Source organism: Pseudothermotoga sp., assembly GCA_025060105.1.
Classification (GTDB): domain Bacteria; phylum Thermotogota; class Thermotogae; order Thermotogales; family DSM-5069; genus Pseudothermotoga_A.
The window spans coordinates 1-16,793 of the sequence record JANXCS010000009.1 but is presented as its reverse complement, the minus strand read 5'-3'; the positions used below and the strand labels follow the sequence as shown (position 1 = coordinate 16,793).

General features: G+C 43.5%; 14 protein-coding genes and 1 CRISPR repeat array. Of the genes, 2 read left to right on the top strand and 12 right to left on the bottom strand.

Annotated features, from left to right (window positions below):
- Positions 1-4: 4 nt before the first annotated feature.
- From NZ875_08425 to NZ875_08410, 4 genes are all read right to left on the bottom strand, one after another.
- Positions 5-1,240, bottom strand: a complete 1,236-nt coding sequence (locus NZ875_08425) for an ABC transporter permease (GenBank protein ID MCS7175758.1) — start codon at positions 1,238-1,240, stop codon at positions 5-7.
- The gene (locus NZ875_08420; GenBank protein ID MCS7175757.1) at positions 1,222-1,962 is read right to left on the bottom strand and encodes an ABC transporter ATP-binding protein; all 741 of its coding nucleotides are present in this window, start codon (positions 1,960-1,962) and stop codon (positions 1,222-1,224) included. Before NZ875_08420 ends, NZ875_08425 begins: the two co-directional genes overlap by 19 nt.
- Positions 1,963-1,972: 10 nt before the next feature.
- Positions 1,973-4,501, bottom strand: a complete 2,529-nt coding sequence (pulA, locus tag NZ875_08415) for a type I pullulanase (GenBank protein ID MCS7175756.1) — start codon at positions 4,499-4,501, stop codon at positions 1,973-1,975.
- A gap of 67 nt (positions 4,502-4,568) precedes the next feature.
- Positions 4,569-6,395 (bottom strand): family 20 glycosylhydrolase, encoded by a 1,827-nt coding sequence (locus NZ875_08410; protein MCS7175755.1) that lies wholly within the window; start codon positions 6,393-6,395, stop codon positions 4,569-4,571.
- Positions 6,396-6,528: 133 nt separating this feature from the next.
- Between NZ875_08410 and NZ875_08405 the strand changes: the two genes are divergently transcribed.
- Complete coding sequence (locus NZ875_08405) at positions 6,529-8,226, top strand: S8 family peptidase (GenBank protein MCS7175754.1); 1,698 nt, start codon at positions 6,529-6,531, stop codon at positions 8,224-8,226.
- Positions 8,227-8,237: 11 nt separating this feature from the next.
- Complete coding sequence (locus NZ875_08400) at positions 8,238-9,086, top strand: creatininase family protein (protein ID MCS7175753.1); 849 nt, start codon at positions 8,238-8,240, stop codon at positions 9,084-9,086.
- Here the strand turns inward: NZ875_08400 and NZ875_08395 are convergent.
- From NZ875_08395 to NZ875_08360, 8 genes are all read right to left on the bottom strand, one after another.
- Positions 9,080-9,910, bottom strand: a complete 831-nt coding sequence (locus NZ875_08395) for a MurR/RpiR family transcriptional regulator (GenBank protein MCS7175752.1) — start codon at positions 9,908-9,910, stop codon at positions 9,080-9,082. The two genes, NZ875_08400 and NZ875_08395, sit on opposite strands and share 7 nt — an antisense overlap.
- A 2-nt stretch (positions 9,911-9,912) precedes the next feature.
- Positions 9,913-10,782, bottom strand: coding sequence for an ROK family protein (locus NZ875_08390; protein ID MCS7175751.1), 870 nt, complete (start codon positions 10,780-10,782; stop codon positions 9,913-9,915).
- The gene (locus NZ875_08385) at positions 10,779-11,390 is read right to left on the bottom strand and encodes a carbohydrate ABC transporter permease (GenBank protein MCS7175750.1); all 612 of its coding nucleotides are present in this window, start codon (positions 11,388-11,390) and stop codon (positions 10,779-10,781) included. The genes NZ875_08390 and NZ875_08385 overlap by 4 nt, the downstream gene beginning before the upstream one ends.
- Before the next feature lie 209 nt (positions 11,391-11,599).
- Positions 11,600-12,406 carry a sugar ABC transporter permease gene (locus NZ875_08380; protein MCS7175749.1) on the bottom strand — a complete coding sequence of 269 codons (807 nt, stop codon included), beginning with the start codon at positions 12,404-12,406 and terminating at the stop codon, positions 11,600-11,602.
- A gap of 121 nt (positions 12,407-12,527) precedes the next feature.
- Positions 12,528-13,826: an extracellular solute-binding protein gene (locus NZ875_08375; protein MCS7175748.1), complete on the bottom strand. Its 1,299-nt coding sequence runs from the start codon at positions 13,824-13,826 to the stop codon at positions 12,528-12,530.
- A gap of 16 nt (positions 13,827-13,842) precedes the next feature.
- Positions 13,843-14,508 (bottom strand): putative N-acetylmannosamine-6-phosphate 2-epimerase, encoded by a 666-nt coding sequence (locus tag NZ875_08370; GenBank protein ID MCS7175747.1) that lies wholly within the window; start codon positions 14,506-14,508, stop codon positions 13,843-13,845.
- A 174-nt stretch (positions 14,509-14,682) separates the two neighbouring features.
- Positions 14,683-14,919 (bottom strand): hypothetical protein, encoded by a 237-nt coding sequence (locus NZ875_08365; GenBank protein MCS7175746.1) that lies wholly within the window; start codon positions 14,917-14,919, stop codon positions 14,683-14,685.
- Positions 14,920-15,562: 643 nt separating this feature from the next.
- Positions 15,563-16,225, bottom strand: coding sequence for a hypothetical protein (locus tag NZ875_08360; protein MCS7175745.1), 663 nt, complete (start codon positions 16,223-16,225; stop codon positions 15,563-15,565).
- A gap of 129 nt (positions 16,226-16,354) precedes the next feature.
- Positions 16,355-16,776: a CRISPR direct-repeat array (repeat unit 36 nt; unit sequence ATTGCCATCTCTTTCAGAGAGTATCTCTTTTCGGAC).
- Between the last annotated feature and the right edge of the window lie 17 nt (positions 16,777-16,793).

Here is a 16,793-nt window from a genome sequence, read left to right as displayed (position 1 = left end):
TCACTCATTTTTTCGGTTTGAAGAATCGCACTCCTGTTATTAAGCTATCGCTGTTGAAAATTTTCACGATGATCCCCAGTAGAACCGCTGCGAGTACGAAATTGTACAAACTACCATATATCACCAAAAGATAGTTGTTGAGGAAGATATTTCTCACGGAAGTCATAGCGTGTGTGAAAGGAATCGCGAAGGCTACGATTTTCAAAATTCCAGGCATTGTGGTGAAATCCTTGAACATGGTCAACATCATGCTGAAAAGTGTCAAGGCTACTAAGGGGAAGGTCATAGTTTGAGCGCTCTTGAAATCTCTAGAGATCAGTCCCAAAAGCATTGCCAGACTTATACCGCAGAGAAGGGCGGAGAACATCGAAAGACCGATCAAGCTATAATCTGGTAAGCTGATTTTAAAGTTCGATTGAATCGGTGCTGGAACCTCGAATGACTTCATGTAGAAACTGAAACCAACCATGTAGATGACCGCCATGATGAGACCAGAGGTCGCCGCAGCCAATATCTTCGAAAGTATGATGTAGCTTCGTCTGACAGGCATGGTGAGCAGTGTTTCGAGAGTTTTATTTTCCTTCTCGAGCCCCATCGACGCGATCACGGTGCTACCAGACATCAATATGAGCATCATTATAACAACGGAGACGATGAGCCACCTGTTGGAGAAATAACTCAAAAGTTGCGAAGGGGATAGACCCTCCAAAATCTTTCCAAGATACATCGTCGCTTCTTCTTTACCCAAAGGGTCGAGCACGAAGCTGGGATTATCAACGCCGTACTGCGTCAACAAGGCCACGGTCATTTGATGTTCCAACGTGTCCAAGAATTTGTTGAAACTTTCCGAAGGAACGACATCCATGATACCTAGGCCTTTCAGAAACGAAATCACTTTGATCTTCGCTTGTTGTCTCGAGGCCAATTTTTGGCTGAAATCTTCTTGAACGATGAGTAAGGCAGAGCCAGCCTCTTTCCGCAATCGCTCAACAGCTTCTTCAACACTCGAACCTTTGTAAACCACCTGCGCGAATTTATCTATGGCATCTTCGAGCGCCTTTCCAAAATCGCCTTTGTCCATGTTCACTACGGCCACCACAGGTTTCTTCAACGCTTCCTCGGTGACACTGCCGATACCTTTACCTATGAAGGCATAAATTGCGGAAACAGCCACGATTGATATTAAACTCGAAACGGTGAGGATCTCTCTCAGTTCTTTTTTCAGCAAGTTCCAGAACATTGAACCACCTCCGCAAAGACCTCCTCTATGTTCGAAGCTGAATATTTCTTTTTCAACTCCTCGGGTTTACCCATTTCAACTATCTCACCATTACTTATCAACGCGATTCTGTCGCAGAGGAACTCCACTTCAAGCATGTTGTGCGAAGATAGAAGAACCGTTCCTCCATCCTCCACGAAGTGCTTTATGATCGATCTCACTTCTCGTGCGTTGAGAACATCGAGACCTGAGGTGGGTTCATCGAGTATGGCGAGCTTTGGTTTAACCATCAAGGTTCTAGCGATGAGGAGTCTTCTAGTCATACCTTTGCTGTAAGTGGCCACCTTCGAACGTAATCTATCTTTGAGGTTAGCTATTTGAATTCCATCCTCGATCATCTCATCAAACTCGGCGTTGTTCTTCGCGAAGAATCTGGCCACAAATTTTAGATATCCAAGCCCGGTCAATTCTCTGTAAGCGCCAGCTTCCTCTGGAAGATAACTTATGAGTTTTCTGACCTCTTGAGGTTCTTTCTCGACATCGTATCCGAAGACTCTCACAGTTCCACTGTCAGGTTTGAGCAGGGTCGAAATGATCCTGAGTGTGGTCGTTTTCCCAGCTCCGTTCGGTCCTATGAGACCAAAGATTTCACCTTTTTCGATTTCAAAACTTATACCTTTGAGTGCCTCTATGGAACCAAATTTTTTCCTCAGATCAACGACCTCAACGACCACGTTGATCATCCCCCGTTCCTCAGTTTCTGTACATCACCATGGCACAGATTGGAGAAACCTTGATCGTGCCGCTCAGTGTGTAAAGAACATCGGTTCCTGCTCTGTCTTTATCGACGACGACGTTCCATTCTCCTTCAGGCAGTGTGAATTCCTTCTGGGTCAAATCACCGTTGTAAATCACCAGAATTTCTCTCCAAGAATCATTGTTGGCATGGTCTTTGATCAAAAAGGCTACAGTTCTCCTCGGTGAGTCAAGGAAATGCAGATGTTTCTTAATCTCCTGAGCCGATCTCATTCTGAATGCAGGATGAAACTTTCTGAGCTTGATCAAGCCTTTGTGGTACTCGAAAACATCGAGGAACTGAGCTTTTCTCTCGTAGTCTAACGCATTCAATGAAAGCGGTGCATTGTAAGAATTGTCGTTGAAGTTTTTACTTCTGCAGAAATCTTGACCGGCGTGTAAAAAAGGAACACCTTGTGATGTCAAAAGGATGGCCGCAGCCAGTTTTTGAGCAGATTTGAGCTCATCTTCGCTCCACTCGCGCTTGTCGGCTTTCGCAGCGAGCACGTTCTTGTCCCACAGCGTGTGATTATCGTGGCACTCAACGTAGTTTATCGTCTGTTCTGGGCTCGTTGCGAAGTCGACGATCAATCTGTTATCGTAATTGATACTGCCCACAATCCCCCTTTTGACCAAATTTTCCTTGGCCAAAGCTCCCATCAGAAAGCCTTTCGCTTTCGCATCGAACACGGATCCTCTGAGCGCATCTCTGAAACTATCGTTGAAAACAGCTACCCTAAGATCGAGCAACTGCGATTTGGCGAACCTCACTTTTGCACCCCATCCTCCCCAAGGTTCTCCATATATGATCACGCTCGGATTGATCTTCCTCAAGGTTCTTTCGACCAAAATCATCGTTTCTCTGTCTATCAATCCCATCTGATCGAATCTGAAGCCGTCCACGTGGTATTCTTCCACCCAGTGAACTAGTGTATCGATGATGTATCTCCTCATCATGAGCCTTTCACTGTTCGTGGTGTTACCACAACCAGTTTCATCTATGTACTGACCCGTCTTAGTGATCCTGTAATAGTAATAAGGTACCGCTTGATCGAGAACAGAGAGCGCCCCCACGCCGTAAGTGTGTGGAAAAACTACGTCCAGTATAACACCTATGTTGTTTTTGTGGAAGGTTTGGATCATCTTTTTCACTTCGTATATCCTCGCCGTTGGATCTTTTGGGTTCAGACTGTAACAACCTTCTGGCACCATGTAGTGGTAAGGGTCGTATCCCCAATTGTAATGTTTCTCGAAATCTCTGTCTTGTTCATCACCTGTGTGGAAATCGAGTATGGGAAGTATGTGGACGTGTGTCACACCCAGTTCCTTTATGTGATCCAAACCGGTCGTAACACCGCTTGGACCTTTTGTACCCTCCTCGCTCATACCAATGTACGAACAACGGTTCTTCACCCCACTGTTCACAGAACCGGTCATATCGGCGATATGGATCTCGTAGATGATAGCATCCACGTAAGAATCGAGTCGAACAAAACTGTCTTTCTCCCATCCTTCGGGATTCAACCGTTTCATATCCACGATCGCACCGAGTTTACCCTTCAAAGAAAGGGCCTTCGCGTATGGATCGACGGCTTCTCTGATCTGACCATAACTGTGGTAACGATACTTGTAGAACCAACCCTGCAAATCTCCATCAACTTTCACATACCAGACACCTTTTTCTTTTCTTTCCATGCGCAGAGTACGTGTCGGTTCATTCTGTTTGGCGTCACTGTAAAGGAGCAGTTCGACAGAGCGACTCACCGGTGACCAAACATAAAATTCTGTATGGTTGGGTGTGTAAAAGAAACCTAGAGGACCGTCGTAATAAAGTTGATCGAGAACTTCAACGGGAAAAACTCGAGATTCTTTAAAGCCTTCAACGTACAAAAAAATGTCTCTGTGAAGGTCTTCCTCATCGAGTGGTTTTGACAGTATCACTTTGAAATGTCTTGTACGAGAAATATCCGTAGGATCAGACTTCTCAACTTTCGCTACATCCACAGCTTTGCCATCGATTTCAACCCTCACTCTGTCAGTCTTACCCGATGTATCGAAAGGATTCGTTGCGTAAGCTTCGATCGTGGAAAAGTCGATCAATCGAGCGAACATTATCCTCGGACTCGTATCTGGTTTCGTTCTGAATATTTCTTCGACACCTTGCAATATCCACACCTCCGCAAAACCGTTTTCTATATCTATGAACCTATCTTTGGCCACATCTTTTTCTTCCCATTGTCTCAACCTAACGATTATACCGACCTTGTTTAAATCCCAAGGAAGAGTTATCGTTACCTTCATGCCAAAATCATCCGTCTCGTCAAATTCATAAGCGGATCCTTCCCGAGATATAGGTTCGACGGGCCATATCCAAAGGTTCCAACCATCATAATTGCCATCGAACCGATGATAGTGAACCACGATTTTCGTCGATGAAAAAACGACAAAGCTCAAAATCATCAGCGACATTAGAAAGAATCGTTTCATAAGTTCACCTCCAGCGAAAGTTGAAACAAGATGATTGTGTTCTCAAAATCCAACGAAACACACATCTTCAGTTTCGAGTTCTCAAATTGAGTACACGTGCCAACTTTTCTGCACTCTGTTTCAATCCACCTGGTTTGTTCAACTCGAGCCACAGTTTTTCATAGTCTTTCAACATGTGTTCGAACTCTTCCTCGAACGATCCCCAACGTTCACGTGGGATCTTTTCAATATCTTTGTGTTCGTTCATCAACACTATCCACTCCATCGATAGTCTCAACATTTCGGCATTGTTGATGATCTGATCGATCCATGATTCAAGGTCAGTCTTATCACGGATGGATCGAAGCTGTTGAATCATAACTTCGACTTGTTCGATATTCTCTCTCATCTTTTTGATGTCCTCCTCGCTCATCGCTTTGATCGACTCAAGAAACCTTTCAGGAAGCATCATCGTCAAAAAATACATCGAAGCGTTGGGAATTTGAACGCTCACTTTTTTGTAGAGATTTCCAAGAACATACAGTTTTCTTGATAAAGCCACGTTCGACTTAAAAATATGCACATCTGTTTGTTCCAAAAGTTTTTCCGGGGACAATTCTACTGAGCCGTTCCAACCGAGAGAGGCTGCGTGTGCAATCGGAACAATTGAAATAGGAAGATGTTGTGGATGGCCATTATCCCCCCAGTCGGTGAGCAAGAATCCAATGGCACCATGTTTCTTACCATTTTGAATGGCGTTTTCGATGTTCTTCAACGCGTTATCGATTCTACCGACGAACGAATTCCAACTCGATGTGCCCGGGCAAACGTAGAACGGCACACCGCTACCAGCAAACAACGCACACTCTTCCCAGTAAGGATGAGCTTCTTCATAACCCCATATCAGTGCGACGATGTCTTTCGGTAGCTCCGCCACAAGCTCTGGGTGGTTCTTTATGATGTCACCCCAGAACATCATCGTTCTACCGTGTTTTCTAGCTATTTTGTACAAACTCAGAAGGAAATTCAAGTATACTCTACCTTTTCCAAACTTCTCACAGAGCTCCTTAGAACGACCAAGGCCAAGATCGAAGGTTTCATCCGCACCGACGTTCACTTTGGAACTCGAGAAATGGGGTAGAAGTTCATCCAAAAGTTCTTCAACGAATTTCAAAGAATCCGGCACAGCTGGTGACAACGAAAAAGGTCCAGACGCAGTTCCCCAAGGAAAAATAAAACCATCTGGACATTCAGCGAGGTGTTTGTAATCTTCATGAGCAAGCCATTTTTCCAGATGTCCGAAGCAATTCTGATTTGGAACGAGTTCTATGAACCTTTCTCTACAGTATTCATCGAGTTCCATCACTTCCCCATGCGTCAGAGGTGAATAATCTTTCCAGACTTTTTCATGTTTTTCGTAAGCAAAAGTGTGTTCCATATAGAGCTGAAGCTGATTGAACTTCAATTCACAGAGTAAGTCCACGAGTTTTTTCAAAGTCTCCAGTTTCGGTACCCTGTCTCGGCTGATATCGAGCATGAACCCCCTGTTTTCAAAATCTGGCTCATCTTCAATGAATAAACAGGGAATTTCGAATCCATGTTCCCTCAAAAGTTGTTTGAAAGTCTGTATTGCATAGAACAAGCCTCGATCAGAGCCAGCGACTATACTGACGCGTTCAGTTCGCACGATGATTCTATAGCCTTGTTCATGGTGAACTACGTTTCTGTCTTCTAACAACTCGATCTTTGAACCGCTGTTGGAATGAGCAACGATGGAAAAATCTAAGCCAAATTTTGAAAGTTCTTCGCACAGCAACTTTGCAATTTTAAAAGAGCCTCTGTGTGTAAAGATTTTCCCAAAAGCCAACTTGAATTTGCCAGAAATAGCCTCAAACTTCTTCACTGGAGGAATCATGGAATACCCCCTCTCATTCTTTCCCAACGCTTCAAGTTCGCTTTTTCATCGAACCTTCATCCAACGAATGATATCAGATGTTTAAATTGTGTGCTAACATGGTTTCAGTGAGAATCGTTGGAGGATGATGTTGTTGAGAAAGTATTTCTTTTTATTCTTCACCGTGCTGATGGTCTTTCTTTTAACAAACTGTGGTGCACCGACATTGATACCGCAACCACCAACTAGCTTTTCAGCGAAGATAGTGGGGAAAGTGTCTGCTTACGTTGGTGATGTGACGAGATCTTTTGACGCTGTTCGATTTGTCCCATCAGAAAACTTGAACACGGCAGATCGCATTGAAGATCAATACGTGGTTCATTTCGACGCCGAGAAAGTTCCGCTCAACGTGAAAGAAGAGCTTCAAAAACTTGGGGTGGTGTTGGATGAACTGCGTTTTGAGAAAGAAGTTTTTTATCTTCTCAGAACTGAATTGAACATCCCAAGGCTGAAAGAAATTTTATCGTTGATCCCTGGCTTTTTGAATATCGAGCCAAATTGTACTGTAAGTTTGCATTCTCGAATAGTTCCGAATGATACATACTACAATTGGCAATGGAACTTGACGATGGTGAATCTTCCATATGCATGGTCGTACACGATAGGTACGGACATTGTCACGATAGCGGTTATCGACTCGGGCGTCGATTTCTCACACGAAGATCTCTCTGGAATCTTTGTAGAAGGATACGATTTTGTCGAAAACGACAATTATCCACAAGATGAAAATGGACATGGAACACACGTTGCAGGTATCATCGCAGCTTTGACGAACAATTATAGAGGTGTTGCAGGTGTGACGTGGGGTCAAGCAGTGAAAATCATGCCGTTGAAAATCGTCGGAAGCAGTGGCAATGGAACAGTTTTTGATTTTGCGAAAGCTGTTGTGTACGCAGTCAATCATGGAGCAAAGATCATAAATGTTTCGCTTGGAACTTCTAGACCATCCAACTTGTCCCAAGACGTGGTCAGGTACGCTTATCAAAACGATGTTGTCATGGTCTGCGCTGCAGGTAACGATGATGGACCTGTAGGTTATCCCGCCGCTTATCCTGAAACCATAGCTGTTGGTGCTGTGACACAGAGTGTTATGAGGGCTTCTTATTCAAACTATGGACCTGAATTGGACGTCGTCGCACCAGGCGGTGATGAACAAGGAGGGATTTTGAGTACTTATCCAAGCTATCTATATCCTTATGTAAAATACATTGGAATGGCTGGAACGTCGATGGCGGCACCGCACGTGACGGGTTTGGTTGCTTTGATGATCTCTCAAGGAATAGTCGGTGTAGAAAACATCAGAACCGTTCTTCGAAGAACAGCTATAGATCTTGGATCAAGTGGATACGACATTTACTACGGTGCTGGGCTCATCAATGCTTATGCGGCTGTGACTTGGCAAGGTGGTTGGCAACCGCTTGTTGTGTATAGCGTCGATGAGAGTGGAAATCCTGACAGTGTAACTTTTGCCGACGCGCTGGGGCGTTTTGAGCTTAAGGTTAATAAACCTAGGGTGAAGATCTATGCCTGGCTAGATTTTGATGGAGATGCCAAACCGAGCTACGGTGATCTGCTTGGATATTACGGTTATGCTGGTGGAAAACCTAGAGATGATTTGGCTCAGACTTTGGTTTTGTCGATGAACGAAGTGAAGTTGATCGATCTCAACATAGCTCCGATCGTCGAAGCAAGCTTTACACTAAGTCTTTCAGTTCAAGATCTTGAAAAGCTTGTGAATTTCAAAAACCAGATCATGAATGAGCATTACAAAAAATTGAGAGATGATCGTTGAGGTACGGAAGTATGAAAGATTATCTTGCGCTCACTTGTGAGGAAGTTCAAAAGCTCGATAGAGAAAAGACGGTGCTCGTTTCTGTGATTTCCCCAATAGAAACACACGGTAAACACCTTCCATTCGGCACAGACGTATTCATCGCGCAGAGGGTGATGGAGGAAACTTGTAAGTATCTTGAGAAAGACCACGAAGTTGTGAAACTCTTTGAGATTCCACTCGGTAGTGATGCTCAACCGGTGTTCGGCTCGATTTGGTTGAAATATAGAACTTTCAAAAATCTTGTTCTGGAAGTTGGTTACTCTCTTGCAAAGATGGGTTTCAAATATTGGATCGTGTTCGACAATCACGGTGGGCCAAGACACCAACTCGCCCTCGCCGAAGTTTCGACGAAATTGAAGAAAAAGTTCGGCTTCAATCTCATCGTCCCTTTTCTTCATATCTTCCAAGAAATGTTGAACGATTCACCCGAAATTGGTATACCTGCGGGGATGAACGGCGATGTGAGAGACCTACATGCCGGTACCAACGAAACTTCCTTGATGATGTACGTAAGGCCTGAAATGGTGAGGACAAAAAATCTTCCTCGATACTTTCCGACCAAAAGAACTGTCCTTGGTAACCTTTTGAGATTTCTCAAAACTGAAAGCTTAGCCGTCACGGTGGATTGGATAAATGATTCTGAAAATCCATATTATCTCGGTGATCCTTCACTTTCTGATGCAGAACGCGGAAGGAAGATGGTTGAATACCATGTGAAAAGAACACTCGAGTTGTTCGAAGTAGCAAAACGGGGAAATTACACTCCACCGAAGCTGTTCAACCGTACGGTGAAGTTACTTTTGAAATTGGTTCAATAGATCCATTTTTCCACAGCCATTGCAGTCCTCTTCGTTGCTTCAATAGCTTTATCTGAAAGCAAGAATTTCGTTTGCTCAAACAGCACTTCAAGAACATGTAACTGTGCTATTTTTGATCTTATCGCCCCACTTTGGAATGGGCTTTCCCTGATCGAAGTGAGTAGGACGAAATTCGCATGCTCAGCTAGTGGGGATCGTGCATAGGCTGTGACCGCTATGATACAAGATCCATTGTGCTTGGCCAAATTTGCCATGTCTACCACGATCGCTGTGGAACCACTCTGAGAGAAAGCTAGAACACAGTCTTGTTCGTTGCATTCAGAGAGCCACATCGCTAGGAGATGTGGATCTTGATTGTATCTAGCGTCTATACCTATCCTCATGAACTTATAAAAGGCATCCATAGCGGTTACGCCAGATGCTCCTACACCGAGTAGATAAAGCCTCCTGCAGGTCGCAATCCTAGTAGCACACTCGCGAACGATTTTTTCGTTCACGCTTAAAAGTTTGGATGTTTCTTCTATTGCTTCTATGTGATTTCGTCGAACCACGTCGATCAAACTCTCGATCTCGTGGTTTTCCTCTGAACTCTGTCCTAGGCTTTTCGCCAAGGCTATTTTGAATGGATGAAAACCCGAAAAACCGAGCTTCTGACAGAATCTCACGATAGTTCCTTGACCGATTTTCAATTCATCCGCAAGTTCTGTGATGGTCATGTATATGACTCTCTCAGCATTTTCCAATACAAAATGAGCTAATTCAGCTTCTCTGTTGGTGAAAATTTTTTCATTAGTCTTTATTAGGGTCACAATGTCCTCAGACACGATCAACACCTCAAAAGGTTTTCTTCAGCGTAAAGTGCCGCTCCTATGATGCCAGCATCGTTTTTGAGTAGTGAAAGCTCAATTTGACTCGGTTTATAAAGAGACTTCGTCGAGTGAGGCTCAATCTTTTTCCTGAGTACTTCCAGTACTACTGGTCCCAATTCTGAAAATCCTCCTCCTATGACGACAACTTGTGGGTCGATCATGAGAAAGACTTTATCAATCAATACCGCTAGATCCTCACACATTCTTTCTAGACCTTCGATCACCGCTGCTTCTTTTTTCTGAAACTTTTTGATCAGTTCCTCTCTGTTCTCAATTCTACAGTATCTGTGAAGTACTTGCATCGATATGTATCGTTCGGCGCATCCTCTCTTTCCACAGTTACACAACTTGCCTCTTGGTTTCAAAATCGTATGACCAATCTCTCCCGCTTCGTGATTGTATCCATGTATGAGTTTTCCATTCAATACGATACCACCACCCAACCCCGTACCAATGGTTAACATGACTAAACTTTCAATGTTCCTGACTTTTGCCTCACCAAAAGCCGCAGCTTGTGCGTCGTTCAAGACGAAGCAGGGTAATTTGTACCGCTCAGACAGATTCTTGGCGATGGGGGTACCAGTCCAGTTTGGAATGTTAGGTGAAGCGTACAAAACTACACCTGTTTCGATATTGACCCTACCCGCTGTTGCTACAGCGATAGCTTCAATACGAGTCTCAATACTTAAGAACTCTTCGATCAGTTCGAAGATAGCCATCATGGGTGTAGAGTAATTGGTCAAGACAAATTTATTTTTAAGAAATCCTTCTTTGGACACTAACCCTCCTTTTATTGCCGTACCACCTATATCGAGTGCGATTATCATTCCTTCAGACCCCCAGTGAAGACTTGCACCAGATATCTCTGTACATAAAAGGAAAATAGGAAAGGTGGTATCACAGCCAAAGTTGTCGCTGCAGCGATTCTGCCCCACTGAACGCCCCAAGCGGTGATGAATAGACTCGCTCCAACCGTTAATGTCGTTGCCCTTTTTACACTCAATATCAAGGCAAATAAAAATTCATTCCATGAGTATATGAATCCCAAGACAAAGACGGCGGCTATAGACGGTGAAATCATAGGTACCACGATCTTGGAAAGAACCTGTAGTTCAGTTGCTCCATCGAGCCGAGCCGATTCTTCTATCTCGTGTGGCACATCTTGCATGAAACTGCAGAGGAGTCCTAACGCGATAGGAACATTTACTAGAATGTGAATTATGATTATAGCGAATTGATGGTCAATGAGGTTCAATCTTTTAAACAATATGTATACAGACGGTGCAAATATTATCAGAGGGATTGCTCGCAAGTTGGTCACAAATGGGAATAGAAATTTGTATCCTATACCGATTTTCACAATGGCATAGGCTGCGGGTAAGCAGATCAACACGGTGATCAGAGAAGAACTAAAAGCTATTACGAGACTGTTCATCAAGAATCTTGTAAACATAAAGGTGGGATTCGTGAATATATCACGGTAATGAACCAAAGTTGGTTTGAACAACAATGGTGGTGGAGATTGCGAAATAGTAGCGTTCGTCTTCAGAGAAGTCATAGCAACATTGATGAATGGTAGATTGAGTGTTAAAACAAGAATTATCAATACAAACCAGTCGAGAAAATTCCTTTTTCCGGTGATGTTCACCACCGCCTTTTCATCATCTTGGCGAAGATTATTGCTGGAATCATCATGAAAGCGAACAGTATCATACCAGCCGCGCTGGACGAACTTTGATCGCCCATTGTGAAACCAGTTCTATATATGAAAATACTGATGCTAGTAGTTAAGTAACCTGGTCCTCCCCCGGTTAAGACATAGATTGTATCGAAAACCCTGAAGGACTCCAAAAATCTGAGGAATCCACCGGTTACCAAGGCTGGTGTTACATAAGGTAAAACCACATACCACAAGACGTGGGAACGTTTCGCTCCATCTATGCTTGCCGCTTCTATCAACTGTGGTGGTATTGACAGAAGAGCAGCATAAAATACCAAGAAAGTAAAAGGCGTCCATTGTAAGACATCTATCGATATCAAAGTCAGAACGATATTTCTCGGTGAAAAAAAGTCGATGTCTATTCCAAACAGAAATCTCAAATATCCAGGGATTAACCCAATAAAATTGTTGAACAGTATCCTGTTCATCAGTCCAAACAAAGAAGGTGCCATGAGCATAGGAGTTATGAGCAAAGTGAAAACCAACTTGTTACCTTTAAACTTGGAATAATAAAAGTATGCCAGAGCGAATCCTGTGACAAGTTCGAGTAAAGTCGTGACACAACCGAATATCAAACTGAATCTCATGGCACCCCAGAATCTTGGAGTTTTCAGAATCTTGTAATAGTTACTGAATCCAGTAAATTCTGAGCCTTCCACGAAACCAAAATAGACATTCCTTAAGCTTATATTTACAGAAGATAACAACAAGTAGATCAACAAACCGACCACTGTTATCAAAAGTGGAACAAGGAACAGATATCCAATAATCAATCTATGACTTGATAGCCTAATGTTTGTTCACCTCTCGAGTGAAGGAAATGAGCCCCGCACCGCGGGGCTCGCTTTTTTATTACTTTCTTTTGAGAATAGCCTCACATTCGCGTTGAGCTTGATCAAGTGCATCTTCCAATTTCATCTGTCCAGCCCAATAAGCTGTCAGTTTGTTCGATAATACCTCAAGAATGGCCATAGTTTCTCCAAGTGTGCTTTCTACATACCCATATTTCTTCACATGTTCTGCTATGGCTGGAAATTCAGGTCTTTTTGAACCGAGCGCCGTGAGAATTGGTTCTACGGGAGGAATACCACCGTTTTCTGCATACATCTTCATAGCTTCTTCGCTAGCAAGAAAAGATAGAAACTTTAGAGCCGCATCTTTTTTCTTGCTGTATTTGCTCAGCGCGACACCGAGGCAATGAACATGAGTAGACGGTTTTGGACCTGGTATTGGTGCCAAAGCGACCTTATCGAACACCAGAGGAGATTCTTTCTTATCGGTCAATATGTGATATGCAGCAGACCATTGAATCATCATGAACGCTTTTCCTGTTTTAAATGCTTCATTCGCCTCTCCAAACTCGTAAGTCATAACGCCTGGTGGAACAGTACCTAGGTCATAGAGTTCTTTAAACAAAGCCGCAGCTTTTTTCGCTGGTTCTGTGTTGATCCTAAAGTTACCACTCTGGTCAAACCAAGTACCACCCAAAGACCAAAGTACGTTGTTCCAAATCATGATGTTATAAACCAGATTTTTCATTTGAAGGACGTTTCCATAATCGACGGGAGAATCGGGGTTGTATTTTTTCGTGAAGAAAATAGCCGTTGCTTTGTAATCCTCCCAGTTCCATTCTTCTGGTTTTTTCGGGGAGAGTTTGATACCCAAGTACTTTTGGCTTAAATCTTCATATTTAGATTTCCACGTCGCATCTGTCAGCAGTTTCAGCATTAAATCTTTTCTGTAATAGAGGAAATGGTTACTGACATCGAGTGGAAGACCATAGAGAAAACCTTCGAAGGACATACTTTCTAAAGCAGACGCTATGAAAACTTCTGGATTCAAATCGAAACCTTCCAGAGGTACCAAATGTGGGGCAAGTCGACCAATGATGTAGGTGGCAACGAAGATGATGTCCACTGCCGAAGATCTGGCATTGAGTAATGTTTCCTGCTTTTCCCAAAAACCTTCTCTGCTGAAGTTGATGATTTCAACTTCGATACCTAACTTCTTTCCGTACGTCGCATTCCAGTGATCCACAACTTTTTGCATCGCTTCACTTTCTGGGCCGGGCCAGTAGACCATGGAAACCTTCGTTGCGGCAAAACTTGTCAAGACCAGACAGATCACTAGCAGAGTCAGAATCTTCCTCATCCTTCATCCCTCCCCTTTATAGATAGGGTTTTACACGTTCAACGAACTTCTTAATAGTCAACCAAGGCCTAGTTATCGCTGTGCCTATGACCACTGCGTGTGCACCAACCTGAAAGGCTAGCTCAACTTGCTGTGGGGTCGTGTAACCACCCTCAGCGATAACAGGTACATCGAACTTCGCAGCGATTTTTCCCACGAGCGCAATGTTGGGTAGATTATCGTCGTTTGTGTATGGGGTATAACCATACAGAGTTGTCGCGAGATAATCGGGTCCCAATGGCAAGATATTGCGTGCATCGATTTCATCAGCGATATCTGCAATGATTCCAACTTCGGGGAAATTTCTTCGGATGGATTCGAAAAGAATGTTCAACGGAACAGGGCGCTGCCTTCTCGTACAATCTATAGCAACAAAACTGGCACCGGCTTCAATCACACTTCTAGCATGATCGAAAGTCGGTGTAATGAAAGCTTCATAGTTTCTGTCTTTGACTAAACCGATGATGGGAACCGATACAGATTTCCTTATTTCTTCTACATGAATGGGTCCGTTCGTTCTTATAGCAATAGCTCCTGCGTGAACCGCCGCCCTTGCCATATTTACAACGAAAGAAACATCCTCTATAGGGTCACCAGGTTCGAGCTGACAACTGATGATGATGCCTCTAGGTAAATATCTCATACAATACCTCCTGGAAATTATTTCCACAACTAATTATATATTTGGAGATAATCTCAGTCAAGTGATCCATTTTGAAAGTGAATTGTGCTGAAAAATTTCAAAAGATTACTCAACCTCGGTGGTATGAAAATTTCATTCACTTCTCTGAACGCGTTTTCTCCCTAGCCAAGAAAGTTACAGACTCGTTATTTTGAACACTTCAAATGCCTGAGCAATGATTTCTCGTTGCTTCTCCGATGGTGCAAAGCCTTTCATACTGAGCGTTTCAATGGCCCCGCAAAGAAGTTCACCTTTGTGCTTTTCAACAGCATTCAGAAGGTGTGCCGTTTGAACGTAAGTGCCTTGAAAGAACGCTTCCACTTCATCCCACGCCGAACTTGTCGGTGTCAAATTCTTCAAGTAATTGGCCAAATCATTGCCCTCAAGACAATACTTATGGGCTTCAGAATGTGAAAATCGTAGCTTGTTTACATAGTCGGTAGTCTGAATGTCAGAATGTTGAAGGCACTTTCCACCAGTTTCCACGATACCTTTTCAGAAGCAGAAGACCAACCTTGTCGTGACCGAACAGCAACATGTCAATTCTTTGGTGACTCATCGGTAAGCGATATTCAAAAGCCCCCCAGAGACCTTCATTGAGTTGTTGAAGTAAATTTTGAGTGTGTTTCAAACTTCCACACCATGCAGATATTTGTTCTGATGGTGGTCATTCACCGACAAGTTCCACAAACCTCCGTTTTAATTGTTCTATAGCTTCGCATAAGCAAAGCTTTCCCATTTCGATCACGCGTTTGACCAAAGCGCAGTTCAAGCTGTTTACCATCATTTCACCTTCATCTCAGTGGAATTTGATTTTTAACTCGATCCCTTACAACGATCACGATTCAACGTTTTTACGCCAATCACTAACGCTTAAATTTTTGCCCACATCGTCAAAGTTGGAACCTAATCAGATTCAAAACCTTGTGTTCAATTTGAAGGATTGTACGAGTACCGCCGAAGTGTATTGCGAGTGAATTTAACAGAAAAGGCGGCCGCATGGCCGCCCACTTTGTCAATTGCTTGCACGCTTGGAAATCGCTGCGTAGGTCTCAGTGATCTTTGGAAGCAGGCTGTTGATTCTGCGAATTGCATCAATCGCTTCATTTTCAAGTGCTTCAACAGTTGCCTTCAAGTTCTCATCATCTGTCTGCTCCGCCATCTGTCTCAACTGATTGATATTACTCTCCAACAATCCAATCGCACCATGCAAAGCATCCACATAAGCACTCAGATTCTTGAAAAATGCCAACATAGGATGAACACCTCCACAAGGTTCTGTCATGGAGTTCACTGTCGTTACGTACACGACGTTGTTTTCGCGGATGAGATTGAGCATGATACTGATCGCATCAGGCGGGAGCGGACTGAAATACATCACCGAGTTCGGTTTCATTATACCGTACACGTGCATACCAACTGCTCGGTTTCCTTCCCCGACAACCGTCACGTCGGCTGTGAATTTTACGCAATCCTCTTCGATACGCACCAACTTCGGACTCACAGTACAGCCTATCGCATTGTTCGCAAATTTCTCAGGTTGTTCATCGTAACTTCCAAACATCAGCGCCGGGTTGATTGTCAAGAGCCGTTCAAGCTCGTCTGCAGTCAATTCGTACAGCGCTTTAAAATTCGACACATCTGGAAACATCCTCACTGCTTCCGGATACAATTTCATCACCTCACTTGTATTTTTTTCAGTCTTTGAATACTGCATTTTTCTCCCAGAGAAGCTCCCGTTTCTTTAAAGAGTATCTTACTCCAAACTTTCTGACACTGTTTCTCAAATTGAGATTTACAAAGGCAAATTGGTGTTTCTTTCAGAGAGTATCTCTTTTCGGACAATATACGCAGCAGGAGTCTGGGGGGTGGCATATTTTTTATTGCCATCTCTTTCAGAGATTATCTCTTTTCGGACTCGAATACGACAGGACGGCCACGTTTAAATATGGCGATTATAGTTGCCATCTCTTTCAGAGAGTATCTCTTTTCGGACCATCGAATTCATAGAAAGGAATGGATATAGAGGACTCCGGATTGCCATCTCTTTCAGAGAGTATCTCTTTTCGGACCGGGTCTGGCCGAGGCGGAAGCGGCCAGACCAAGAAACTTGATTGCCATCTCTTTCAGAGAGTATCTCTTTTCGGACGTTTGGGAGAATTAATTGGAGCTTTGGCCCGGGTCTGGCCAAAGATTGCCATCTCTTTCAGAGAGTATCTCTTTTCGGACTTTAGTTGAAGGAAAGA

Coding starts and splice junctions, on each gene's coding strand:
- NZ875_08370 (MCS7175747.1), bottom strand. CDS start 14,508: ATGAGATATTTACCTAGAGGCATCATCATCAGTTGTCAGCTCGAACCT.
- NZ875_08360 (MCS7175745.1), bottom strand. CDS start 16,225: ATGAAATTGTATCCGGAAGCAGTGAGGATGTTTCCAGATGTGTCGAAT.
- NZ875_08390 (MCS7175751.1), bottom strand. CDS start 10,782: ATGATAATCGCACTCGATATAGGTGGTACGGCAATAAAAGGAGGGTTA.
- pulA (MCS7175756.1), bottom strand. CDS start 4,501: ATGAAACGATTCTTTCTAATGTCGCTGATGATTTTGAGCTTTGTCGTT.
- NZ875_08385 (MCS7175750.1), bottom strand. CDS start 11,390: ATGAACAGTCTCGTAATAGCTTTTAGTTCTTCTCTGATCACCGTGTTG.
- NZ875_08425 (MCS7175758.1), bottom strand. CDS start 1,240: ATGTTCTGGAACTTGCTGAAAAAAGAACTGAGAGAGATCCTCACCGTT.
- NZ875_08410 (MCS7175755.1), bottom strand. CDS start 6,395: ATGATTCCTCCAGTGAAGAAGTTTGAGGCTATTTCTGGCAAATTCAAG.
- NZ875_08375 (MCS7175748.1), bottom strand. CDS start 13,826: ATGAGGAAGATTCTGACTCTGCTAGTGATCTGTCTGGTCTTGACAAGT.
- NZ875_08400 (MCS7175753.1), top strand. CDS start 8,238: ATGAAAGATTATCTTGCGCTCACTTGTGAGGAAGTTCAAAAGCTCGAT.
- NZ875_08420 (MCS7175757.1), bottom strand. CDS start 1,962: ATGATCAACGTGGTCGTTGAGGTCGTTGATCTGAGGAAAAAATTTGGT.